The organism is Halomonas sp. A3H3 (genome assembly GCF_000982975.1).
GTDB lineage: Bacteria > Pseudomonadota > Gammaproteobacteria > Pseudomonadales > Halomonadaceae > Vreelandella > Vreelandella titanicae.
In genome coordinates, this window is record NZ_HG423343.1 from 1,356,623 (window position 1) to 1,380,675 (window position 24,053).

The window sequence follows — 24,053 nt, forward strand, 5'->3', positions numbered from 1 at the left end:
GCGGGCGTCGGCCACTTTCACCTCCCGGCGCAGAGTGGCGTAGCCTGCCAACGGTGCCAAAGCCCCCGCCTCCAGCGCCGCTTCCACGATGCGGTTAGCGCGGCCGGTATGCACCGAGGCGAGCGCCACCTGCCCATCCGCTTGGGGCAGCTCGATAAACTCCCACGTCCAGGCAAGCTTGCGCTTGGGGTTATCGCTGGGTGACAACCACACTCGGCACCCTGGCACGTTCACCGCCTTCATCGAGCCGGTATTGGGGCAGTGGGCGACGACTTCGCGACCATCATCCAAACGCACATCGGCGAGAAAGCGCTTATAACGCTTGATCAGCGTGCCCGGCACCAGCGCCGGATAAGTCAGCATCACAGCCTGCCCACAAAGCGTGTAATCCGCGCCACCGCCTCTTCCAGCCGGGCCACATCATTGGTGAACGCAATGCGCACATGGTGTTCGCCGCCACGTACAGCAAAATCAATACCCGGGGTAATCGCCACGTTTTCTTCCTGCAGCAGGCGCTCACAGAAGGCCTGGCTATCCCGGCTGTAGCGGGAGATATCCAACCACAAATAAAACGCCCCCTGGGGCGGGAGATCCGGTGCCAGCCCCAAGCCTGCAAGGCCCTCCAGCAGCACCTGGCGGCGCTCTTTCAGGGTTTCACGGCGCTGTTCAAGAATACCCCGGCACTCGGGCGTAAACGCCGCCAGGGCGGCATGCTGCGAAGGCGTCGGCGCGGCCAGAAACATGTTCTGCGCCAGCCGCGTTAATGGCTCCACTGCATGCTCTGGCGCCACCAGCCAGCCCAGGCGCCAGCCGGTCATACCAAAATATTTTGAGAAGCTGTTGACCACAAAGGCGTTGGCGGAGAGCGAGGTCGCTGAGAGCGGTGCATTGTCGTAGTTGAGGCCCTGGTAGATCTCATCGACGATGACCTCGCCTTCGCGCTCAGCGACCGCTGCCAGCACTGCAGAGAGCTGTTGCGCGCTCAACGTGTGGCCGGTAGGGTTAGAGGGCGACGCCAACATCGCTAGGCTTGTGTCCTCACGCCAATGCTGGGCGACCAGGGCAGCGTCCAACTGCCAGCCGCTATCTCGCCCCACGGATACCGCATCAATCTCAGCGCCAGCTAGCGCCATAAAGTGACGATTGCAGGGGTAGTTAGGGTCAGCCATCAGCACCCGCGAGCCGGTTTCGACTAATAGCTGGCTTGCCAGCAGCAGTGCCCCTGACGCCCCGGGCGTTACCAAGATACGTGCAGGATCAACCGTAGCGTTAAAGTGCTCTGCATAGTGCCCGGCGATCGCCTCACGCAGCGCGGGCAGCCCAGCTGCTGGGGTGTAGCGGGTATGGCCACTGGCCAACGCCTGCTGCCCGGCAGCGATAATTGGCTCGGGGGTAGCAAAATCCGGCTCGCCTACTTCCAGGTGAATCACATCGTGGCCGGCGGCTTCCCGCGCCTGGGCCATTTCCAGCAAATGCATGACCCGAAAAGGGGCAACGTGATCGACACGCGAATTCCAGGCCATAACGGCTCCTTCATCTAATCATTTTTGAAACTGGACAAATATTGAAAAACTAACTAAAACATGGCGCTAGTCATATTCAAGGCCAAACAATCGTCGACAGCTCACCATTATGCTTGCAACCCAGTCATTTTTCAGCTAAACAAGCATCCCTTTGGCGTGAGATCGTGACAATCGCTCATGGTCGATCAGTAGTCACATATGTAAGGGGCAGTCCCATGCCAGTAGCAGAAAAGAAACCGGAAGCGTCCAAGTCCTTCACTCCGTATGAGCCAGCGCCGGGTGAAGAGTATATGAACGAGCAGCAGCTAGCGCACTTCCGTCAGCTGCTGCTGGATTGGAAACAGGACCTCATGGAAGAGGTGGATCGTACCGTACGCCACCTGCAGGAAGATGCGAACAACTACGCCGACCCCGCCGACCGTGCTACCCAGGAAGAGGGCTTTAGCCTGGAACTGCGTACCCGGGATCGCGAGCGTAAGCTGCTCAAGAAAATTAACGAGACGCTAGATAACATCGATGATGATGATTATGGCTTCTGCGAAGCCTGCGGCGTTGAAATCGGCATTCGTCGTTTAGAAGCTCGCCCCACCGCCACCCTTTGTGTGGATTGCAAAACCCTGGCGGAACTCAAAGAGAAACAGCTAGGCGGCTGAGCGCTAAAAGACCGTGCTACTCGAACGCGGGCACCTTAGGGTGCCCGTTTTTGTGAATGGCTTTTTGTGAATAGCTTTTTGTAAATAACCAGCCCCTCTCAACAATGACGCTACCATGATTGATTTTGCTCGCTACCGGGGGCGCTTTGCCCCTACGCCCTCTGGCCCGCTGCACTTTGGCTCTTTGGTCGCCGCCTTAGGCAGCTATTTAGATGCCCGCGCGGCCGATGGGCAGTGGCTGGTGCGCATTGAAGATATCGACCCACCGCGCTGCCCTGAAGGTGCGGCGAGCACTATCCTTCGCCAGCTGGAAACCTTCGGGCTGGAGTGGGACGAAGCGGTAATGTGGCAGCACACTCGCGGCGATGCTTACCAACAGGCGCTTGACCAGCTTGTCCAACTCGGCCTGGCCTATCCCTGCAGCTGTTCGCGCAAGCAGTGGCAGGCGTTTGTTATCTACCCCGGCTGGTGCCGCGATGGCGTTTGCGATGCGAATAAACCGGTGGCCTGGCGGCTGCGCAGCGACCGTGGCGAACGCCCTATCCGCTGGCAAGACCGGCTGTTCGGCGAGCAGCAGTTTGACCCGGCTGAACTAGGCGATGTGGTATTAAAGCGCAAAGATGACCTATGGGCATATCAGCTCGCCGTGGTAGTGGATGACGCCGAGCAGCAGATTACCGATGTGGTACGCGGGCTCGATTTGCTCGATAACACCCCTTGGCAGCGCCAATTGCAGAGCGCACTTCAGCTACCGCAGCCGCGTTACCTGCATCTGCCACTCATTGTGACCGCTGAAGGGCAAAAGCTCTCCAAGCAAAACCTGGCCCCGGCCCTGGCAGAAGACGAGCAGAAAGTGCGCCAGCAGCTCTTTCAGGCGCTGGAAGCGCTTGATCAAGCGCCGCCACAAGAACTGGCCTCAGAGCCCTCCGCGACTCAGCTACACTGGGCGGTAGCGAACTGGTCGTTGGCACGTTTAAACCCAACGGCACACCGTTTAAATCCCTCTTCACCTCCAGTAGGAGATTGATATGTATGTCTATCGCATCATGCTGTTTTTGGTGTTTGGCGGCTACCTGCTCTCTCCGCTGCTGATGAATGGCTGGAGCGACCCTGAGGCCGCCTGGTACCGACCGTTTGCGATTTGGGGCGGATTGATTGCGTTAACCCTCTGGCTGGAGCAGAAGAGAAAGCTTGATGAACGTTGAGATGCACGTTGAGATAGTCGGCGTCCTACTGCTTGGGCTGGGTTACCTGGCACTGCTGTTTGGCTGCGGTTTTGCGGTAGAGCGCGGCTGGGTGCCGGTGCGTATTACCCGCCACCCGATTGTTTACACCCTTGCCCTGGGTGTTTATGCCAGCGCCTGGGCGATTTACGGCAGCGTGGAAATGGCTGCCCACGCGGGGTTTGGCTTCCTCGCCTACTACCTGGGCGCAGCGGGCGCCTTCTTGCTCGCCCCTGTGCTACTGGTGCCCATCCAGCGCATCACCCGCACCTATCAACTAACGTCATTGGCGGATCTGTTTGCCTTTCGCTTTCGCTCTCGTTGGGCGGGTACGCTGGTCACCATCGTCAGTCTACTGGCGGTGCTGCCACTGCTCGGCATTCAAGTCCAAATCCTGGGCGAAGCCATCAATATCATCACCGCCAGCCAAGCGGGAGGTAGCGTTGCGCTACTTTTTTGCGCCGTAATTGCCGCCTTTGCGGTTATTTTCGGTGCCCGCCACAGCCAGTCTCACGGCCGCCACGACACTCTGCTTAGCGCCATTGCGTTTGAATCCATTGTTAAACTGCTGGCCATGCTGGGGCTCGGCGTGGTGGCGCTATGGATGGTGTTTGACGGCCCAGGCGACCTGCAGCTGTGGCTGGAAGGCCCTGGCGCTCTCCTCCAACAACAGACACCCAAACTTGACCCGGCCCAGTGGCGAACTCTCCTGCTGCTGTTTTTTGCGGCGGCGTTTATGATGCCGCATTTGTTTCATATCAGTTTTTCAGAAAGTCTATCCCGGCATACCCTGCTACAAGCGAGCTGGGCGCTGCCGCTTTTCCTGCTGTTAATGGCGCTACCCGTGCCGTTGATTTGGTGGGCCGCGCAGTCGGTCAATCCCGACATACCCATCGCCGCCTATGCCGCCTACCTAATGACCGAACACTGGTGGGTGGGAGCACTGGCGTTTATCGGCGGGCTAGCCGCCGCCAGCGGCACCATGATTATGATTGCGCTAGCGCTTTCCGGCATGGTGCTTAATCATATTGTACTGGTAGCGAGGCCCCCGGAAGCGCGCAGTGATCTCTACGGCTGGCTGCTGTGGCTGCGCCGTGGGCTAGTGGTCGCTGTGATTATCAGCGGCTGGGTGTTTTACCAGTGGGTAGGTCGCCATCATGGGCTTATCGGTTTGGGATTAGCCGCGTTTGTCGGCATGGCCCAGTGCCTGCCTGGCATGCTGGCGCTGCTCTACTGGCCGGGCGCTAACCGTAAAGGCATGATTATTGGCCTCATCGCAGGCGTCGGCGTATGGCTATGGGGGCTATGGCTGCCGCTCATGTTCTCGCTACCCGTACCGACGCTGCCCTTTACCCCGCTTACCGACGCTGGTGCGCCGGTTTGGTACAACGTCACGCTGCTCTCGTTAGCGGTCAATATCCTGCTGTTGATTGTGATATCGCTGTTTACGCGTATTTCTGAAGGTGAGCAGTCCGCCGCGGAAGCGTGCTCCGTCGATGCCGTTATCCGCTCCAAGCGCTTTCCACTGGAAGCCGCCACGGCAAGCGATTTTTCGACTCACTTAGCCCATGCCCTCGGCGATGAGGCGGCTAGCCGTGAAGTGAAGCGGGCATTGCAAGCACTCAATTTAACGCCCCAGGAGCGCCGGCCCTACGCGCTGCGTCGCTTGCGTGACCGTATTCAGGCCAATCTCTCGGGCCTAATGGGCCCATCGGTGGCACGGGATATTGTTGATCGCTATCTACCCTACCGCCACGACGACACCCCTGAAACCGACGATATTCACTTTGTTGAAAGTCGCCTGGAAGCCTACCGTTCGCGGTTAACGGGGCTAGCCCGGGAACTCGACGGCTTGCGCCGCCACCACCGCCAAACCCTGGCCTATCTACCTGTGGGGCTGTGCGTGCTAGGCGATGACGATGAACTACTAATGTGGAATCAGGCGCTCTCTCAACTCTCGGGTATTAGCGGTGAAAGCGTGATCGGTTCACGCCGCGACAGCCTACCTGCCCCCTGGCCCGGCCTACTCGGTGGCGTGCTGGAAACCACGTCAACACCGCTCTACAAACAGGCGGTCACGCTGCACGGTAAAGACTATTTTTTGACCCTGCACAAAGCGATTCTCAGCGGTAGTGACAGCCGTGGCGGCAGCGTTATTCTGATTGAAGACCATACCGAAATGAAGTGGTTAGAAGATGAGTTGGTACATGCAGCACGCCTTGCCTCCATCGGCCAGTTAGCCGCTGGGGTCGCCCACGAAATTGGCAACCCGATTACCGGCATCTCGTCGCTGGCGCAAAACCTCCGCTACGACACCAACGATCCCGCCCTGCTGGAGACCGCCGACCAAATCCAGCAGCTAACCCAGCGGGTCACCAAAATCGTTAACTCACTGGTTGGTTTTGCCCATGGGGGACGCCAATCGGTACCGCTCCCTGCCTCACCTGTGGCACTTGCATCCATTAGCGAAGATGCACTGCACTTGATCCACCTCGCCCGCTCGGGAGAGGATGTTACCTTAACCAATGAAACGCCTGACGACGTGGTGGTACGCGGCGATGCCCAGCGATTAACGCAAGTGATGGTCAACCTGCTGAGCAATGCCCGGGATGCCTGCGGCCAAGGGGGAGAAGTTCACATGACCGCAGGGCGCCACGAGCAGCTTGCATGGTGGCGAATAACCGATAACGGTCAGGGCATCGACCCACGAGTGCGCGAGCACCTATTCGAGCCCTTTACCACCACCAAACCCGCCGGCGAGGGCACCGGTCTGGGCCTTTCATTGGCCTACCAGATTATCAATGAGCACCAGGGTAAAATAGACGTGGCTTCGCCACCCCCCGGACAGCCTCGCGGCACGGCCATTACGTTATGGCTGCCGCTTTACCAACAGGATGATCAGCCAACCCATGCCCAGGATTCTGATTGTTGAAGATGAAGCGATTATTCGCAGCGCGCTAAAGCGCCTTCTGGAACGCCACGACTATACGGTCAGCGAAGCAGGCAGCGCTGAGGAGGCCAGCCAGCTTGAGCTCGCAGGGTTCGACCTCATCATCAGCGACCTGCGTCTGCCGGGCGAACCGGGCACCTCGCTGATCACCGCCGCAGCCCCCGTGCCGGTATTGATCATGACCAGCTACGCCAGCATGCGCTCTGCGGTGGAAGCGCTCAAACAGGGGGCCGTGGACTACGTTGCCAAGCCCTTTGACCACGCGGAGCTATTGGAGACCGTTGAGCGGATCCTGCACAAGCAGTCGATGCAGCAGAGTCCGCCCCCGGATATCACCGATGCAGGCGGCAGCCGGCAAACCATGATCGGCAACTGCGTTGCCATGCAGAAGGTCTACACCCGCATTAGTAAAACCGCCCCGGCCGATGTCACCGTATTGATTCTTGGCGAGTCAGGTACCGGCAAGGAGCTGGTGGCACGCGCCATTCACCAGCAGAGCAAGCGCGCCAAGGCACCATTGATCTGCGTCAACTGCGCGGCGATTCCTGAAACGCTGATCGAATCAGAGCTGTTTGGCCATGAGAAAGGCGCTTTTACCGGCGCCAGCGCTGCGCGCACCGGGTTAGTCGAAGCCGCTGATGGCGGTACGCTATTTTTGGATGAGATTGGTGAACTACCGCTGGATGCCCAGGCGCGTCTGCTGCGCGTTCTTCAAGAGGGTGAAATCCGTAAAATTGGCTCGGTGGAAACCCGCCACGTCAATGTCCGCCTGATTGCAGCCACCCATCGTGACCTGCGAGCACTGTCAAAAACCGGCGAGTTCCGCCTTGACCTTTACTACCGACTGAACGTGATGCAGATCGAGCTGCCGCCGCTGCGCGAGCGCGAGGATGACGTGCTTGAGATCGCCGACATTCTGCTCGACAAGGCGTGTAAGCGCCACGAACGCACGGGCCTGCGTTTGTCCCGCGCAGCCCGCCAGGATCTGCGCGACTACCCTTGGCCGGGTAACGTTCGCGAGCTGGAGAATGCCCTTGAGCGCGGAGTGATTCTTGCCGAGGGGCATCTGATCCATCCGGATGACCTGGGTCTAGCGCCGACCACCCCACGCCCCCATCCGTCCTCTGGCGCGTCCAGCACACCTGCTGCCAGTGGTGGCGGTGATAAAAGTGCTGAAGAGAATGAAGATGATCTCTCTTTAGAAGATTATTTTCAGCACTTTGTCCTCGAACACCAAGACCAAATGAGTGAAACCGAATTGGCACAAAAACTGGGCATTAGCCGTAAAAACCTTTGGGAACGACGCCAGCGGCTTGGCATACCGCGCAAAAAAACCGCCCGGCGCCCAGGTTAAGCACCTGGGCATTGCTATCCACTCGCGCCTCCACACCACCCCTACGACCATCGTCTAATATACTGATTTAAATAAGAAATATTCTGCCTTTCGCTACCCAGGTACTGTTACCTTCCCACACAACGCCGCGCACAAACGGCCGCGAAAGGGGTAACACTTCTCGCGCCGTAAAGTTCCTCAGCGACTTAAAAAACTCCAACCTTCTGAAATTTATAATTTATTAAATAGGTGGCACAGGGCCTGCAGTATTACTGGGTAAGAAAAACAAACTGGGCATAGCGCCAGGTCACCAACAAAAACAACATGACCTCGCCACAACCTGAGCCACAACAAAAACAACAGGGCCAGGTAGAGATAACGGTACTAACAAGAACAACAGACTTGAATCTCATTACTTGCTTGCGCAGGCAACACAGGCGCAGCGAACAACAACAAAAGTTAGCAAGTGGCCCGAAAGGACGCGACGTACAATGTGACTTGGCATCCTAACAACAACAATAGCTGTCAGTGTGTACACCCCGGCGCCAATAATAATACCCCGGGGGGAGAAAAGTTCGCGGTTGGATTATTGTTTTGAATACGAGGCGGTCGGAACCATCGTGATCCTTACGCCTACCGACTGCGGTGCGTATTCAGGGCGATGTGCCATCATGAAGAAAAATAGCAGCACGGACGCTGATTAATTGCTTGATAGGGGAGGCTCTTTTAGCCTCCCCTTTCCGTGTTTGGAGCCTGGGTTTAAAACCTGTGTTAGCCCCCGCCAGCGTCAAGTGCTTTGCAAGCCGCTACTTTGCAAGCCATGAAGGGTCGGCTACACTCAGCCACTCGTGGTTTATGTTCAGTACTCGTTTGAAGTGTTTTCTAACGACTATTTTTACGACCATTTTTTCGTACCTGCGAGTTGAAATCGTCGCATGTTTAAAGGATTTACCCGTTTCCTACACAGCCCGGGGGAGCAATTGAAAACCTTGCTTGATCCCCAAGAGAGCACCACCAGCGCCCTCACTCCGCGCAACATCCCTCGGTCAGAGCACCCTGTTTCTCGCCAGCATATTAGCGATGCCGCGTTAAAAGTGCTTTATCGCCTTAGCGGCGCGGGTTTCGACGCCTATTTGGTGGGCGGTTGCATTCGTGATGCGCTGCTGGGCAAGATGCCCAAAGATTTTGATGTCGCCACCAACGCCACTCCAGAGCAGGTTCGCGATCTATTTCGTAACTCGCGCCTGATCGGCCGCCGTTTTCGGATTGTCCATGTGCGCTTTGGCCGCGAGGTCATTGAGGTCACCACCTTCCGTGGCAAACCCCAAGACGAGCATGGCGACCACATTGCCCACCAGTCCGATGAAGGGTTACTGCTGCGCGACAATGTATGGGGCAATATCGAAGAAGACGCGCTGCGCCGCGACTTTACCGTTAATGCGCTCTACTACAATATCGCCGACTTCAGCATCACTGATTTTGCCAATGGTGCCGAGGATATTAAGACCCGCACCCTGCGCCTGATTGGCGACCCGGCGACACGCTACCGCGAAGACCCGGTACGGATGCTGCGGGCGGTGCGCTTTGCGGCTAAGCTCGACTTCACGCTAGACCCCGCCACCGAAGCGCCGATGTACGATCAGGCACCGCTGCTGCTGCAGATTCCACCAGCACGGCTATTCGATGAAGTCCTCAAGCTGTTTATGTCGGGCCACGGTTTGGTCACCTTCCGGCTACTCAGCCACTACGGCCTGTTCGGCATGCTGTTCCCCGAGGCCGAAGAAGCCATGGCCGATGCCGCCTGGGCCGAAGAGCTGATTGAGCAGGCGCTGACCAACACCGATAAACGTATTGCCGAAGAGCGCCCCGTCACCCCGGCCTTCCTGCTGGCAGCGTTTTTATGGGCCCCGGTCAAGCATCGCCAGGAAGCGCTGGAGCAAGAGGGCATGCCGCCCATTCCGGCGCTTCAAGCAGCCGCTCAGCAGGTGGTCTCCCGTCAGTTAGAGTTCACATCGATTCCCAAGCGCTTTGGCATCCCGATGCGGGAAATTTGGGAATTACAGCAGCGCCTACCCCAGCGGCGCGGTAAAAAGGCCTTTCAAACCCGCGAACATTCGCGTTTCAGAGCGGGCTATGACCTGCTGCTGCTGCGCGAACAGGCGGGCGAGATACCGAGTGGTTTAGGCGAATGGTGGACGGCGTTTCAGCGCGGCGATGAGCACGAACAGCGCCGCTTACTGCAAAAAGTTGGCGGCGACCCCGCCAGCCAGGGCGACCGTCGTCGTAAACGGCGCCGAAAGCCGAGCGCGCCAGAGTAGTGGGTACTCCTCCCCAGCTCGCCTATATTGGCTTGGGTAGTAATCTAGAGTCGCCTATCGAGCAGGTTCGCGAGGCCCTCAACGAGCTGGCAATACTACCGCTAAGCCGATTGGTGGCAGCATCATCGCTTTACGCCAGTCGCCCGGTGGGGCCGCAGGATCAGCCGGACTTTATCAACGCGGTGGCCGCGCTGGAGACACGGCTCTCGCCGCTGGCGCTACTCGACCAGCTTCAGGCGTTAGAGCAGCAGCATCGCCGCCGCCGCCAGCGCCGCTGGGGGCCCCGAACGCTCGATCTTGACCTGCTGCTCTACGCTAATGACACTATTGATACGCCACGCCTACGCGTGCCGCACCCGCAAATAACTGCCCGGGCCTTTGTACTGCTCCCCCTCGCAGAGATCGCCCCCTCTCTAGACCTTCTCCAACAGCCGCTATCCACGTGGCTTGAGCAAGTTGATAACCAAGGCTTGGAACGCTTACCTAACGCCGAGTGTGCGGCTAACGCTACCATTTGACACAAATCTCGACACCGACACCCCATTCAGGTAACAATTGCCGGTTACGCCACTTCGCGTATGCAGGGATGCAGCATCAATAATGGTCGGCTGCCTATGTCGCAGCGGCCTCACGTAAAACATGAGAGCACGCCATGAAAACCGTCACCCTAAGCACGCTGCAGGCCTATAAGCAGGCTGGCGAGACATTCAGTTGCCTAACCGCTTACGACGCCTCCTTTGCCCATGCGGCAAGCCAAGCAGGCATTGATGTCCTGCTCGTCGGTGATTCGCTGGGCATGGTGCTACAGGGCCATAACAGCACTCTGCCCGTCACTATTGAAGACATCGTTTACCACACCCGCTGCGCTGCGCGTGGTAAAGGCCATAGCCTGTTGATGGTGGATCTACCTTTTATGAGCAACGCTACCACCGAGCGCCTGCTGGAAGATGCCGGTGCCGTGATGCGCGCGGGGGCGGAGCTGGTCAAACTGGAAGGCGAAGCGTGGATGGCCGATGGCATTCGTGAACTCACCCGCCGCGGCGTACCGGTATGTGCCCACCTGGGCTTAACCCCACAAACCGTGCATCAGCTAGGTGGCTATAAAGTGCAGGGACGCGACGCCGCTCACGCTGAGCGCATCATTAATGACGCAAAAGTGCTTGTCGAGGCGGGCGCCTCGGTGATTCTGCTTGAGTGCGTCCCTGCCAGCCTGGGCAAAGCGGTCACCGAAGCGCTGGATGTACCGGTGATTGGCATTGGCGCAGGGCCGGATACCGATGGCCAGATTCTGGTGATGCACGATGTGCTGGGCGTCACCCACGGACGCACACCGCGCTTTGTGAAAAACTTTATGGTTGAGGCGGACAGTATTCAAACTGCGTTTCAGCGCTACCATGAAGCGGTCAAAACACGCACTTTCCCAGCCCAAGAGCACTGCTTTTAAATATGACGGTTAAGACATCTAGTCTATCGACCACCTTTTGTCACTAATACGAAACGACTATGCGCACTTTGCGAGACATTGATCAGCTACGCAGCACGCTGCGAGATTACCGCCAACGCGGCCAGCGTATTGCCCTGGTACCCACCATGGGCAACCTACATGCCGGGCACCTAGCGCTGGTCGCCTGCGCGCGCCAGCACGCCGATATCGTGGTCGCAAGCCTGTTTGTCAATCCGATGCAGTTTGGCCCAGGCGAAGATTTAGACGGTTACCCGCGTACCTTTGATGCCGATCAAGCGCAGCTTATCGAGGCCGGCTGCAACGTGCTGTTCGCCCCGGCGGTGAGCTCGCTCTACCCCAACGGCTTGGACGCCCAGACCCGCGTGCATGTGCCCGTGGTGGGTGAGGGTCTGTGTGGTGGCTCACGCCCCGGGCATTTTGACGGTGTCTCCACCGTGGTTAGCATGCTGTTTAATTTGGTGCAGCCCGACGTCGCCTGCTTTGGGGAGAAGGATTACCAACAGCTTGCGGTGATTCGTAAGCTGGTGTGCGATCTGCACATGCCCATCGAAATTATCGGCGTGCCCATCGTACGCGCAGAAGATGGCCTGGCACTGTCATCACGCAATGGCTATTTAAGTAGCGAGGAGCGTGCAATCGCCCCTGCGCTTTACCGCACGCTGTGTACGCTTCGCGATGCGCTAGAGCGCGGAGAACCTATCGAAAAGGTACTACACCAGGGCAACACCGCGCTGTATGATGCGGGCTTTACGCTGGACTATTTGGAACTGCGCGATGTCACGCTAGGCCCCATTAACCTAGCGACCCGCCATGCGGTACTGCTGGCCGCCGCCAAGCTGGGCCCGGCGCGATTAATCGATAACCTCACTGTTCAACTCCCGGCCAGCGCTGCCACTACTGGCAGAGAATAAACAAACAACGGGTAAAAATAGGAACTCACATGCATACCATCATGCTCAAAGCCAAGCTGCACATGGCACGCGTCACTCACGCGGTACTCAACTACGAAGGCTCCTGCGCCATCGATGGCGACCTGCTGGATATGGCGGGTATTCGTGAAAATGAGCAGATCCAGATTTACAACGTCGAGAATGGCGAACGCTTTACCACTTACGCCATTCGCGGTGAGGAAGGCTCCAAGCTCATTTCGATCAACGGCGCTGCGGCCCACCTCGCCGCCCCTGGCCACCGGATCATTATCTGCAGCTATGCCCACTACTCCGAAGCCGAACTGGAAAACCACCAGCCTGCTCTGGTGTATCTCCAGGAAGGCAACCACGTCAGCCACACCAGCAATATTATTCCGGTACAGTTGGCCTGATCACAACTGGCCTAATCTTAGTGCCTCTAGTACTTTCTTCTGACGGGCCACATGTTGGCCCGTTTTTATTTGCCCATAAAGGTTTATTGCCGCAACGCACCACCTTCCCCTATGCTGAAGAGACGGCTGACAGAGTACGAATAAAAGAGTACGGCTGACAGAGCACGCCTATCGGGCATCTGGTATCAGACTGTCTGTTAATTACTCCAGGAGTCATCTTATGCAAGAAGTAGTCATTGTTGCGGCACGCCGCACCGCTGTGGGCGCTTTCGGCGGCTCCCTCGCAGGTATTCCAGCGAGCGACCTAGGCGCTTTGGTGATCAAGGATATCCTTGCCTCAACCGGCGTTTCTCCCGATCAGGTTGACGAAGTACTGCTGGGCCAGGTGCTCACCGCGGGCGTTGGTCAAAACCCGGCGCGCCAAGCGGCTATTAAAGGCGGCCTACCGGACTCGGTACCGGCCATGACCATCAACAAAGTGTGTGGCTCAGGCCTTAAGGCACTGCATCTCGCTACGCAGGCCATTCGCTGCGGCGATGCCGAGCTGATTCTGGCCGGCGGCCAGGAGAATATGTCCGCTTCGCCCCATGTACTGCCCAATTCTCGCAACGGCCAGCGCATGGGCGATTGGAAGGCAATTGATTCCATGGTGCACGACGGCCTGTGGGATGCGTTCAACAACTACCATATGGGCATTACCGCCGAGAATTTAGCCGAGAAATACGGTATCACCCGCGAAGCGATGGATGAGTTTGCCGCAGCCTCGCAGCAGAAAGCAGCTGCCGCCATCAAAGAAGGTAAGTTCAAAGGCCAAATCGTGCCGGTGGAAATTCCCCAGCGCAAAGGCGACCCGGTGGTGTTTGATACCGACGAGAATCCACGGGAAGTGACCGCGGAGAAGCTTGGCGGCATGCGCCCTGCGTTTAAGAAAGACGGCACCGTTACCGCCGGTAACGCCTCGGCGCTTAACGACGGCGCGGCGGTGGTTATGCTCTGCTCCGCCGAAAAAGCTAAGCAGTTGGGGCTAGAGCCACTGGCACGCATAGCGGCTTACTCCAACGCAGGCGTTGACCCTGCCATTATGGGTATCGGGCCCGCACCGGCCACTCGCCGCTGCTTGGAAAAAGCCGGCTGGAGCCTGGACGACCTGGACTTGGTCGAAGCCAACGAAGCGTTTGCCGCCCAGGCGCTATCTGTCAACAAAGAGCTCGGCTGGGATACGTCTAAAGTGAACGTCAACGGCGGCGCGATCGCTCTAGGCCACCCCATCGGTGCCTCCGGCTGCCGCGTACTGGTCACGCTGCTCCACGAAATGATCGCCCGCGACGCCAAGAAAGGCCTCGCGACGCTGTGTATCGGCGGCGGTCAGGGCGTAGCCTTGGCTATCGAGCGGCCTTAAAAACCCACCCTTCGCTCGCTTAGCTAAGAACTAATATAAGCCCTTGTCAATTGACGAGGGCTTTTTCCGTTCGGGATGCACAAACCTCTTTATCTTGTTCTACTAACATCATCATTACCGAGCTAAATGGCACTAGTCGCCATTGGCCATTGGCCTCTGACGCGACAAGAGAAAATCGTTGTTGAGTCACCCATCTCCCCTCAGTATTCACGATCAACGCAAAATTTTTGCAGTAACACTGAATCGCTCTCTGTTTCGCCATCAACAAACGCACCTCATCTTCTATTCGTTCGAGTGCCTCTGGCTCACTCTCTCTGGCGACGGTGAGGTGAGGTATGCTGCCCGTATGGAGACCACCGTAGGGTGGGTAGTCTGGGAAGGCATCGACGAATGCTTTAATCAGCGAGATAAAAGGAGCGCTAGGGCTTGGCTGAAGATACACCGTGTCCGTGAATCGGCCCACACCCGATAGCCAAAACTCAAAAGCAGTGGCTTGTTTAGCAATCGCTTTAAGCTTGCGAAGATCTTTCTCGACAATCTCGTTAGGTGATACAAAGGGATAAAGTAGTGTTATGTGCGCGGGCACGCCTATAGCCGCTGTGGCGTCATAGCGCTGACGAAGCTCGTCAACCACGGGTTCGGCTTCGCGAACAGGAACGATCAAGGCCGCTTGCGGTGCCACTCGGGTCATGTGCACATCGTCCAGTTAGGCCAGCCCGCAGGGCTGTTAGCGTGAATACCCCGCTCGCAGGCAGCAAGCGCCGCGGTGGCGCCAATAGCAAACGAGGATGGGAAAACGGGATCATGGCCGGTCAACGTGATCTTGTCCAAAGCCTCCGCCGGCAAACCACCCAGTGACCAGAGCGCAGTCAGTGCATCGCGTGCTGTCATCGTATGAAAACTCATGCTAATGCCTCCAACAACGCCCACCCCTGAGGCCACTCCCCCAACTGACTTGCGGCGTTGATATGCCCGCAGGCGCCCACGTCAACAAAGTCGGCTTGCCATGTCGCAGCCTGCTGCCGGGCATAGTCCGTCGTCGCGTAGGGGTCGTCACTGCTGGCTACAACCAGCGCTGGAAATGGCAGAGGCCGAGCAGGAGCGTTGCGGAAATCGCCCGCTTCGGGTGGGAAAGCCTTTGCGCCAGGGTCAGGTACTGCCACCAGCAACGCGCCGCTTACCTGCGCCACTCGATGAGCTCTCTCATCGCTGCTCTTCTTATCGCTAATAGTGACCTCCTGTACCCAGTGCGCCACCAGCAGGCACGCAAGACTGTGAGCAACGAGCAACACCGGTGCCTCAGCTTCATCAATGGCGGTATCCAATGCCTGCAGCCAATCGGTGAGATTCGGCTCATCCCAGGAGCCAGGCTGAAAACGGAGGCTATTAGGCCGCTTTAGCGCCCATAGTGACTGCCAGTGGTCGGCATCAGAATTGCCGAGACCGGGCAGAAATAGCAGCTGGGTCGCTGGCTTGTTAGTTGTCATTGCAGGTCTCCTTACGCGGTCGATAGCGCAGCTCGCCAGGAATAAGTCGTGGGCGGATTACCGGTGCGCAGCCACTCCATGGCAAGTGGCCAGAGCACGTCGCGAAAGCGCTTATGGAAAAAAGCGAAATGACCGATGCTTGGCTGGCCCACCACAGTTGGCGCTAGCCGCAGGTGATAGCGTTCGCTACTACTGTAATACTCTAGAAGGCGATCAAGCGCGGGACGAGTGCCGAAAGGGTCATCATCGATGCCCAGCGCCAAAATCGGTGCCTGCACACGCGCGAAGCCCCGCACCAGCATCTCAGCTTCGGGCTCGCCCTCAGGTGTTTCACGTTTACGCCGCACGTTGTGCTCAAAGCGCGGCCCCATTCGCGCCCAATCCAGTGCTACGCCTTTGGGTGTATCTTCCATCCACCCCAGACGCTTGGCGGGTACGTAGCCGATCAAAAGTGCCAACAGTGGCATCGCTAGATGCCAACGCAAGAACATAGATCGCCGAGCCTCGGGTGCGTAGTCCCGCCAGTAGGCATACTGTGCGCCCATGGTGAAGATGCGACGCACGCGATGGGCGGACTGGGCAAAGCCAATCACGAAACCGCCCGCAGAGTGACCCACCACATCGACAGGCTGACCAGGAAAACGTCTGGCGACGTAGCGTAGAACGCCTTCAAAATCATGCTGCCCCCAGTCGATCCAGTCGGCCTTGAGTTTGCGCAGCGAATGGTGGCGCGAATCGCCGATTCCCCGGTAGTCGTAGGTCACTACGTCCCACCCTTGCTGATACAAATAATCAGCAAAGGGCATGTAATAGCGGCAGCGCACCGAGGTGGCGGTGTTAATGATCACCACGGGGCCAGGGTGAGACGACGAAACACAAGATCGGCGCCATACCCACCCGCGCAGCGCATAACTATCCGCCGCGCTGATATAGACGGGCTCAGGCATCAATGTTCTGTCGCCTTGCAGCTATACCGTTCTTAGCCCCAGTAACCGTAGCATGAAAGTCCGCAATCAGTTGCTGGGTGACAGGGCCCACGGGCCATTCGGTCTTCGCCTTATCTTCCACCAATGCCACAACCGGCTGAAGCTCGACCGAGGTGCCGGCAGTCAACACTTCGGTTGCAGCACGCAGTTCCTCGAGTGTAACCGCTCGCTCCTCTACCGGCAGGCCTCTCTGACGTGCCAAACCCAACACATGGCGCTTGGTGATGCCATCAAGAAAACAGGTCGGCAGTGGGGTTACCAGTACGCCATCACTGACCAAAAGCAGATTAGTGGCTGTCGTTTCAGCGACTAAGCCGTCGTTATCGAGCAGTAACGCATCATCACAACCTACTGCTATGGCCGCATGGCGGGCTAGCGTGCCGATCATATACAGTCCAGAACACTTAGAGGCAGTAGGCGCCGTATTAGGGGGCGGGCGTCGCCAGTTGGCCAGTTGCAGCCGAATACCTACCTCTGCCCGCCCCTGGGACGCCGCCGTAGGCCAATCCCAAGCGGCAATCGCCACATGGACACGTGCTTGAGGCGCCGCGATAGACACACTATCCGCGCCACGCCAGGCGATAGGGCGGATATACGCATCGGTTAGCTGATTGGCCCATAGCACCGCGTCAATCGCTTGGCTGAGCTCGCGGTGCGACCAGGGCAGCCGATAGTCCAGTAGTGCGGCGGAACGCTCTAAACGCTCCAAATGCGCGTCACCCAGAAAAACACGCCGCCCGTAGGCACGCATGCCTTCGAATACCGCTCCCCCCATGTGTAACGCATGGCTAAGCACATGCAGGCGCGCCTCACGCCAAGGAAGCAGCTCACCATCGAGCCAGATCAACCCATCTCGGTCATCAAGAGCGTTTAGCATGGCACCCACCCAGTAGCAGATTATCGATATCGTCAGTCTGTCCCCTGTATGTTTTAAAAACGAGTGAGTAAATCTCAAACTGGGCTGAGTTTTGCTCAGCGATTTTTACAGCGTGGTCAGCGCGGCTTCTTGTATGATCTGTTTATCAACCTTCGAGGGTGGGGGTAGCGATTATGCGGATTCCTGTGCCATTAAATGCTCTACGCGCTTTTGAGGCGACGGCGCGGCATCTTTCAATCAAGGAAGCGGCCATGGAGCTTTCGGTCACTCCTTCGGCCGTCAGTCACCAACTGCGCATACTGGAGGAGTTGTTTGGCGTCGTGCTTCTGCGCCGAACAGGAACGCGTCTTGAGCTGACCGACGCGGGACACAAGCTAACACCCTACCTGCAACAAGGCTTTACGCAGATTGCCAAGGGGGTTGACTCACTTCGCCAAAAACGCCGTGACGGGCCGCTACGTCTCAACATGTTGCCTACTTTTGCAACCAACTGGCTGTCGCCACGGTTAAGCCTGTATCCCTTCGAGCGGCGTGGATTCTCGCTTGAGATATCCACTACGCAGGATGAGGTAGACCTTGCCGCGGGGGTGGCCGATGTGGGCATCTGGTACGGCAACGGGAATTGGCCGGAATTACAGGCCGATCTCCTCTTTGAAGCAACCATCGACCTTTATGCCCGTCCAGGCTTTGCTACCGGCTCCCATCGCGATCGCCTTGACCGTGTCAGCCAGGCCAATCTGTTTGTCTCCCGCCACTGCCTGACATGGCAACGCTGGATGGAGAGCCTTCCCGACGGCCCCTTCAAACCCGCTGTGGTCACGCAGGTGGATTCCGGAGGATTAACCCTGCAGGCCGCCGCCGATGGGGTGGGTGTATCGATAGTGGTCTGCGAGCTGGCCGATAGCGCCGTGCGATTGGGCCGGCTAACGTCGGTATTCGAACATCCAGTCAACGCAGACGTTGGTTTCTGGTTAGTCTACCCAGATGCACTGCGCGAGGATCGCCGTTTGGATAATTTGCGTAGTTGGCTGCGCGAGCAGCCAACATAGCCAGATACTTGCGCATTATTTATCGCTTACTTAACGACGCTTCTCCCCCACGATGCGTGACGGTGTTCGCCAGACCAACAGCGCCCCCAACAGGAATAATCCGGATGCGGCCCACATGGCAATGGGAAGGCTAGTGCCATCGACGATACGCCCGCCTAGCATAGCACCCAGGCCAATGGACATATTGAAGGTAAACGCCATCAACGCCGTGGCGGCTTCGGTATTGGGTGCAGTGCGTATAATCCAGGTTTGAATGCTGACTGATACGCTGCCAAACACCGCGCCCCACATCATGAGCAACATGACGCCGCTGCTCGGCTGAACACCCAGCAGAGGGAAAACAGCCACCACAATGAGCAGCAGGCTGGGAATCGCCAACACCGCGCGGTAAGGGTGGCGCCCGGCAAACATGCCTGCCGCAATATTGCCCACAATGCCTGCCGCGCCGTAAAGCAGCAGCAGGCTGCTCACATGGCGTTGGGAAATACCGCTGATCTCTTGCAGGATGGGGCTAATAAAGGTGTAGGCAGCAAAGTGGCCAACCACCACAAAAGCCGTGGTTAACACCGCCACCCGCACCCCGCGATTGCTAAACTGCTGCGCGAGCACTCGGAGCCGCACCGGTTCCCGTGGAGGTAACGGCGGTAGCCAAAACCACAGCGCAGCGGCCGTTAACAGGCTTAAACCACCCAGCGCTCCAAAGGCGACTCGCCAGTTGCTGAGATCCCCCAGCAGCGTGCCCAGTGGCACACCCAGCACCGAGGCCGCCGCGACGCCACCAAAAATCATCGTCATTGCTTTTGGCACCTGAGCCTCCGGCACTAGGCGTGGGGCAATACTGCCCGCCACCGCCCAAAAGCCACCAATGCTAAGCCCCACCAGCACGCGGGCGGCAAGCAGCAGGATAAAGCTGCTGGCCAATGCCGAGAGCACACTCCCGGCCACCATTACGGCCATCAATGCCGTGAGCATAATGCGCCTGTCCAAGCGCCCCACCGCTACCGGCAACAAAGGGGCTGAAAAGGCAGCGACCACACCGGGCACGGTGACCATTAAGCCTGCCATGCCGGGGGTAACGCCCATTGAATCGGCCACTTGAGAGAGCAACCCAATCGGCAGTTGCTCAGCGGTCACCAGTAAAAAAATGCCGATCATCACGGCCACCACCGCCCACCAACGCGGCGCTTGTTGCTGCTCCATCTGCTGCTCCCTGACTGTCTAAATCCCGGCGAACAAAGCGATACCTAACCACAAAACACTATCTAGCAAAAAAGTACTTAGCAAAAACATTACCTAGCAAAAACAAAGCCCCCGTAGCCAGAGGCTACGAGGGCGGTCTCAGAAACCTAGCTAGCGATTTAAATCGCCGCTTCGGTTTCCGCTGCTTCCGCGGTAAAAGCGGCTTTCTCTTCTTCGCTGATCTCTTTCATCGACAGCTTCACGCGGTTGCGGTTGTCGATATCCAGCACCTTAACGACCACGTCATCGCCTTCGTTCAAGAAGTCGCGCACGTTGTTAACCCGCTCGGCAACGATTTGCGAGATGTGAACTAGGCCATCGGTGCCGGGCATGATGTTAACGAACGCACCGAAGTCAGCAATACGCACGACCTTGCCGTGATATAGCTTGCCGATTTCCGCTTCAGCGGTAATCGCCAGCACGGTGTCGATGGCGCGCTTGGCGGCGGCTTTATCTTCCGCGTAAATACGCACGGTGCCATCGTCGTCGAGATCAATAGAGGCGCCGGTGTCTTCGCAGATTTTGCGAATGGTTGCGCCACCTTTACCGATAACGTCACGGATCTTGTCCGGATCGATTTTGATCGTTGCCATGGACGGCGCGTTGTCGGAGACATCGCTACGGCTCTGGCTGATCACGACATTCATTTGCTCAAGAATACTCAGTCGCGCGGTCAGTGCTTGCTGCAGCGCGAGCTCCATAATCTCTTCGTTGATGCCTTCGATCTTGATGTCCATCTGCAGGGCGGTGACGCCCTCTTCGGAACCGGCAACTTTAAAGTCCATATCGCCAAGGTGATCTTCGTCACCCAGAATATCGGTCAATACCGCAAAACCGTCCGGGTCTTTTACCAAGCCCATGGCAATACCGGCGACCGGTGCTTTTAACGGCACGCCTGCGTCCATCAGGGCCAGCGAAGAGCCACATACAGAGGCCATGGAGCTGGAGCCGTTAGACTCGGTAATTTCAGACACCACACGAATGGTGTAGGGGAAGACGTCTTCTGACGGCAGCATTGCCTGCACACCACGACGCGCTAAGCGGCCATGGCCGATTTCGCGACGCTTCGGGCCACCCATAAAGCCAGCTTCACCCACCGAGTAGGGAGGGAAGTTGTAGTGCAGCATAAAGCGGTCTTTACGCTCACCTTCCAGTGATTCGATTAGCTGTGAATCACGCAGCGTGCCCAGTGTTGCTACGGCAATCGCCTGGGTCTCACCACGCGTAAAGATGGCAGAACCATGAGCTTTCGGCAGCACACCGACTTCAATCGCCAGCGGGCGAACGGTTTGATTGTCACGACCGTCAATACGCGGCTCACCTTTTACCACCCGTGAACGCACAACGCGTTTTTCCAGGCTAGCAAAGGCACCTTTGACGTCATCTTTACTGAACTTGTCGTTAACCGGTTCGCCTTCATCGGCTGCCAGTTGTTCAATCGCCTGATCTTTCAACTCAGCCAATGCATCCTGGCGCTGCATTTTGTCGGTGATGCGGTAAGCATCGCCCACTTTAGCTTCAAACGCATCGGCCATGGCGGCTTTGAGCGCCTGGTTCTCTTCGGCGGCCTGCCACTCCCAACGCGGCTTGCCCGCTTCAGCAACCAGTTCGTTAATGGCACTGATCGCGACCTGCATTTCCTGGTGACCGAACAGAACGGCTCCCAGCATTTCGTCTTCGAGCAGCTCTTTGGCTTCAGACTCAACCATCAGCACGGCTTTTTCAGTACCGGCGACGACCATGTCGAGCTCAGAGGTGGCCAGTTCTTCAACCGTTGGGTTGAGGAAGTAGCCTTTCTCTTCGTTAAAACCAACGCGGGCTGCGCCAATCGGGCCACTAAACGGCACGCCAGAGATGCTCAGCGCTGCGGAAGTACCCAGCAGTGCGGCAATATCCGGATCGTGGTTACGGTCGGTGGAGAGAACGGTACAGACGACCTGCACTTCGTTCATAAAGCCTTTAGGGAACAGCGGACGGATTGGGCGATCAATCAGACGCGAGGTCAGCGTCTCTTTTTCAGTGGGACGACCTTCGCGCTTGAAGAAGCCGCCAGGAATCTTGCCCACTGCGTAGGTTTTCTCTTGGTAGTGTACCGAGAGAGGGAAAAAGGGTTGGCTCGGGTTTGCCTCTTTGCGAGCGACAACGGTACACAGCACGACGGTGTCATCCATGGTAACCATGACAGCGCCGGTAGCTTGGCGAGCAATACGCCCGGTTTCGAGCGTGACGGTGCTACGACCGTACTGGAACGTTTTCTTTACCGGATTCACAGCGACTTCCTTCAGCATTATCAATATCTACTTGTCTATTCGTTTAGGTCGTTTTGACTCGTTACCATTCTAGGCGCTGGAGCGCGATAGGGCTACCAGTTCCCTACTTGCCGTAAACACGAAACATAAAAAAACGGGCAGCTCACAAGGAGCTGCCCGTTTCTAATCGTTGCCGTTAACGCTTAACGACGCAGACCCAGACGCTGAATCAGGGACTGATAGCGTTCGAAATCTTTACGCTTTAGGTAGTCCAGCAGCTTACGACGCTGGTTAACCATGCGGATCAGACCACGACGCGAGTGGTGATCCTGTTTGTTGGTCTTGAAGTGATCCTGCAGGCCATTAATGTTGGCGCTCAGCAGTGCAACCTGCACTTCAGGGGAACCGGTATCGTTGTCGCCGCGGCCGTATTCAGTGACGATCTCGGCCTTCTTCTCAGCGGTTAAAGCCATCTGTCTCTCCAGTAAGCAATATGCCTAAAAATGAATGGGTGAGACCACGCATATTTGCAGTCTCAAGCTACTGTTTTCTACGTACACGTTTCGACGTGTACGTCGGATCTTGCAATTTTCACGTAGACGGTCGCCTCCTTGCAACGCTGTTTACGAGATAGCGACAGTGCTTAACAGTCGCTTAGGCGCCACTTCCTGAGCACCTTTCACTACGCCAAGGCCGATAAACGTCTCGGCGTAATAAAGTCGGGCTACTTCGTCCGCGGCTAATGCGCCGGTTTCGAGAGCAGCGGGCTGGCCATGGGCCAAACGAGAATGCGCGGTGTCGTCTACCGTCAGTAACGGTAAATGGTCCACCAACACATCCACGGGCATGAGCTCAGCTTCCAGTGCCGCTTGGTCGGCCAATGCTTCCAAGGCCTCTAGCGTCCACATCGCGTCGGCTAAAAAGGGCCCCGTTTTGAGCCTCCTTAGTTGACTGATGTGCGCACCACAGCCAAGCGCTTGGCCAATATCTTCGGCTAACGTGCGGATGTAAGTGCCTTTACTGCAGCTTACTTCCAGCTCAAAAGCAGTGCCTTCAAACGATAGCAGGCGCGCATCATACACGCTTACGCGCCGGGCTGCACGCTCTACCTGCTTGCCTTCACGGGCCAACTCGTAAAGTTTTTTGCCCTGATGCTTGAGGGCCGAATACATCGGCGGCACTTGGTCGATCTCACCGCGAAAACGGGTGAGCACAGCTTCCACGTCATCGACGCTTAGGCTGGGAACCTCATGCTGCTCAATAATCGTGCCTTCTGCATCGCCGGTATCCGTGATCACCCCTAGCTCTACCCGGGTGCGATACACCTTGTCGGCTTCCAGCAAGTGCGATGAAAACTTGGTCGCTTCACCTAGGCAAATCGGCAATAAGCCGGTTGCCATCGGGTCTAGCGTGCCGGTGTGCCCGGCTTTTTGAGCCTGGAACAGCCGACGTACACGCTGCAGCGCATGGTTGCTGGAAACGCCCTTGGGCTTATCCAGCAGCAGTACGCCATTAACCGGTAAACCGCGACGTTGACGCGCCACTAGCGAGTTTCCTCACTACCCTGGGCGTCGGCATCTTGGTCACTGCCCTGATCATCATCGCCTTGATAGCGTGCACGATCCGTCGTCACCGCTTCATCAATCAATGAAGAGAGTTGCTGACCGCGCACCACGCTTTCATCGAAATGAAAACGCAGCTCCGGTACGTGACGTAGCTTGATGCGCTTGGCAATCTGGCTTCTTAGAAAACCGGCAGCACGCTTAAGCACCTGCAGATTCTCTTTAATACGCTCGGGCTCTTGCTCACCCAACAGAGTGACGTAGACGTCGGAGTAGCCAAGGTCACGGCTAACGGTAACACCGCTGACCGTGACCATGCCCAAACGCGGGTCTTTCACTTCTCGTTGGATCAACACCGCCAGCTCCTTTTGGAGCTGGTCGGCTACCCGGTCGGTACGCTTAAATTCGCGCATGTTTAG

23 protein-coding genes and 1 pseudogene are annotated in these 24,053 nt (G+C 57.4%); 12 read left to right on the plus strand and 12 right to left on the minus strand.

Features of this window, described 5'->3' with window-relative positions:
- Window positions 1–363: pseudogene (locus HALA3H3_RS05875) on the minus strand (DNA/RNA nuclease SfsA); the annotation flags it as partial.
- Window positions 363–1,523, minus strand: a complete 1,161-nt coding sequence (locus HALA3H3_RS05880) for an aminotransferase class I/II-fold pyridoxal phosphate-dependent enzyme (RefSeq protein WP_022520689.1) — start codon at window positions 1,521–1,523, stop codon at window positions 363–365. The gene HALA3H3_RS05880 and the pseudogene HALA3H3_RS05875, both read right to left, overlap by 1 nt.
- A gap of 215 nt (window positions 1,524–1,738) precedes the next feature.
- Here HALA3H3_RS05880 and dksA point away from each other — a divergent pair, with 215 nt between their 5' ends.
- From dksA to HALA3H3_RS05935, 11 genes are all read left to right on the plus strand, one after another.
- Window positions 1,739–2,176: an RNA polymerase-binding protein DksA gene (gene dksA / locus HALA3H3_RS05885; RefSeq protein WP_007111809.1), complete on the plus strand. Its 438-nt coding sequence runs from the start codon at window positions 1,739–1,741 to the stop codon at window positions 2,174–2,176.
- Between the two features lie 115 nt (window positions 2,177–2,291).
- Window positions 2,292–3,203: a tRNA glutamyl-Q(34) synthetase GluQRS gene (gene gluQRS / locus HALA3H3_RS05890; protein WP_022520690.1), complete on the plus strand. Its 912-nt coding sequence runs from the start codon at window positions 2,292–2,294 to the stop codon at window positions 3,201–3,203.
- A gap of 1 nt (window position 3,204) precedes the next feature.
- The gene (locus HALA3H3_RS27070; protein WP_007111811.1) at window positions 3,205–3,381 is read left to right on the plus strand and encodes a hypothetical protein; all 177 of its coding nucleotides are present in this window, start codon (window positions 3,205–3,207) and stop codon (window positions 3,379–3,381) included.
- A 1-nt stretch (window position 3,382) separates the two neighbouring features.
- Window positions 3,383–6,331 (plus strand): ATP-binding protein, encoded by a 2,949-nt coding sequence (locus HALA3H3_RS05900; protein ID WP_053857141.1) that lies wholly within the window; start codon window positions 3,383–3,385, stop codon window positions 6,329–6,331.
- Window positions 6,309–7,703, plus strand: a complete 1,395-nt coding sequence (locus HALA3H3_RS05905) for a sigma-54-dependent transcriptional regulator (protein ID WP_022520692.1) — start codon at window positions 6,309–6,311, stop codon at window positions 7,701–7,703. The genes HALA3H3_RS05900 and HALA3H3_RS05905 overlap by 23 nt, the downstream gene beginning before the upstream one ends.
- Before the next feature lie 914 nt (window positions 7,704–8,617).
- Window positions 8,618–10,000: a polynucleotide adenylyltransferase PcnB gene (gene pcnB, locus HALA3H3_RS05910; RefSeq protein WP_009287938.1), complete on the plus strand. Its 1,383-nt coding sequence runs from the start codon at window positions 8,618–8,620 to the stop codon at window positions 9,998–10,000.
- Window positions 10,000–10,518 carry a 2-amino-4-hydroxy-6-hydroxymethyldihydropteridine diphosphokinase gene (folK, locus tag HALA3H3_RS05915; RefSeq protein WP_022520693.1) on the plus strand — a complete coding sequence of 173 codons (519 nt, stop codon included), beginning with the start codon at window positions 10,000–10,002 and terminating at the stop codon, window positions 10,516–10,518. Before pcnB ends, folK begins: the two co-directional genes overlap by 1 nt.
- 134 nt (window positions 10,519–10,652) lie before the next feature.
- Window positions 10,653–11,444: a 3-methyl-2-oxobutanoate hydroxymethyltransferase gene (panB, locus tag HALA3H3_RS05920; protein ID WP_022520694.1), complete on the plus strand. Its 792-nt coding sequence runs from the start codon at window positions 10,653–10,655 to the stop codon at window positions 11,442–11,444.
- Window positions 11,445–11,503: 59 nt separating this feature from the next.
- Window positions 11,504–12,376, plus strand: coding sequence for a pantoate--beta-alanine ligase (panC, locus tag HALA3H3_RS05925; RefSeq protein ID WP_022520695.1), 873 nt, complete (start codon window positions 11,504–11,506; stop codon window positions 12,374–12,376).
- A gap of 29 nt (window positions 12,377–12,405) precedes the next feature.
- Window positions 12,406–12,786 carry an aspartate 1-decarboxylase gene (gene panD, locus HALA3H3_RS05930; protein ID WP_007111819.1) on the plus strand — a complete coding sequence of 127 codons (381 nt, stop codon included), beginning with the start codon at window positions 12,406–12,408 and terminating at the stop codon, window positions 12,784–12,786.
- A 220-nt stretch (window positions 12,787–13,006) separates the two neighbouring features.
- Entirely contained in the window at window positions 13,007–14,185 is a 1,179-nt protein-coding gene (locus tag HALA3H3_RS05935; protein WP_022520696.1) for an acetyl-CoA C-acetyltransferase, read from the plus strand.
- A 46-nt stretch (window positions 14,186–14,231) separates the two neighbouring features.
- Here the strand turns inward: HALA3H3_RS05935 and HALA3H3_RS05940 are convergent, their stop codons facing one another.
- The 5 genes from HALA3H3_RS05940 to HALA3H3_RS05960 are packed head-to-tail and all read right to left on the minus strand — an operon-like array spanning window position 14,232 to window position 17,535.
- Entirely contained in the window at window positions 14,232–14,876 is a 645-nt protein-coding gene (locus HALA3H3_RS05940) for a 2'-5' RNA ligase family protein (protein WP_022520697.1), read from the minus strand.
- Window positions 14,873–15,091, minus strand: coding sequence for a hypothetical protein (locus HALA3H3_RS05945; RefSeq protein WP_022520698.1), 219 nt, complete (start codon window positions 15,089–15,091; stop codon window positions 14,873–14,875). Before HALA3H3_RS05945 ends, HALA3H3_RS05940 begins: the two co-directional genes overlap by 4 nt.
- The gene (locus tag HALA3H3_RS05950) at window positions 15,088–15,672 is read right to left on the minus strand and encodes an RBBP9/YdeN family alpha/beta hydrolase (protein WP_022520699.1); all 585 of its coding nucleotides are present in this window, start codon (window positions 15,670–15,672) and stop codon (window positions 15,088–15,090) included. Before HALA3H3_RS05950 ends, HALA3H3_RS05945 begins: the two co-directional genes overlap by 4 nt.
- Window positions 15,673–15,683: 11 nt before the next feature.
- Window positions 15,684–16,619, minus strand: coding sequence for an alpha/beta hydrolase family protein (locus HALA3H3_RS05955; protein WP_022520700.1), 936 nt, complete (start codon window positions 16,617–16,619; stop codon window positions 15,684–15,686).
- A complete protein-coding gene (locus HALA3H3_RS05960; protein WP_022520701.1) occupies window positions 16,612–17,535 on the minus strand; it encodes an aminotransferase class IV in 924 nt (307 codons plus the stop codon). Before HALA3H3_RS05960 ends, HALA3H3_RS05955 begins: the two co-directional genes overlap by 8 nt.
- Before the next feature lie 173 nt (window positions 17,536–17,708).
- Here HALA3H3_RS05960 and HALA3H3_RS05965 point away from each other — a divergent pair, with 173 nt between their 5' ends.
- Complete coding sequence (locus HALA3H3_RS05965) at window positions 17,709–18,584, plus strand: LysR substrate-binding domain-containing protein (protein WP_027958251.1); 876 nt, start codon at window positions 17,709–17,711, stop codon at window positions 18,582–18,584.
- Between the two features lie 30 nt (window positions 18,585–18,614).
- Here the strand turns inward: HALA3H3_RS05965 and HALA3H3_RS05970 are convergent, their stop codons facing one another.
- The 5 genes from HALA3H3_RS05970 to rbfA all read right to left on the minus strand — a co-directional run bounded on the left by HALA3H3_RS05970 (window position 18,615) and on the right by rbfA (window position 24,047).
- Window positions 18,615–19,784 (minus strand): MFS transporter, encoded by a 1,170-nt coding sequence (locus tag HALA3H3_RS05970; protein ID WP_022520703.1) that lies wholly within the window; start codon window positions 19,782–19,784, stop codon window positions 18,615–18,617.
- 158 nt (window positions 19,785–19,942) lie between these two features.
- A complete protein-coding gene (gene pnp, locus HALA3H3_RS05975; RefSeq protein WP_022520704.1) occupies window positions 19,943–22,111 on the minus strand; it encodes a polyribonucleotide nucleotidyltransferase in 2,169 nt (722 codons plus the stop codon).
- Between the two features lie 164 nt (window positions 22,112–22,275).
- Complete coding sequence (gene rpsO / locus HALA3H3_RS05980; RefSeq protein ID WP_007111823.1) at window positions 22,276–22,545, minus strand: 30S ribosomal protein S15; 270 nt, start codon at window positions 22,543–22,545, stop codon at window positions 22,276–22,278.
- Window positions 22,546–22,695: 150 nt separating this feature from the next.
- Entirely contained in the window at window positions 22,696–23,616 is a 921-nt protein-coding gene (gene truB / locus HALA3H3_RS05985; protein WP_009287928.1) for a tRNA pseudouridine(55) synthase TruB, read from the minus strand.
- Window positions 23,616–24,047: a 30S ribosome-binding factor RbfA gene (gene rbfA, locus HALA3H3_RS05990; RefSeq protein ID WP_022520705.1), complete on the minus strand. Its 432-nt coding sequence runs from the start codon at window positions 24,045–24,047 to the stop codon at window positions 23,616–23,618. Before rbfA ends, truB begins: the two co-directional genes overlap by 1 nt.
- Between the last annotated feature and the right edge of the window lie 6 nt (window positions 24,048–24,053).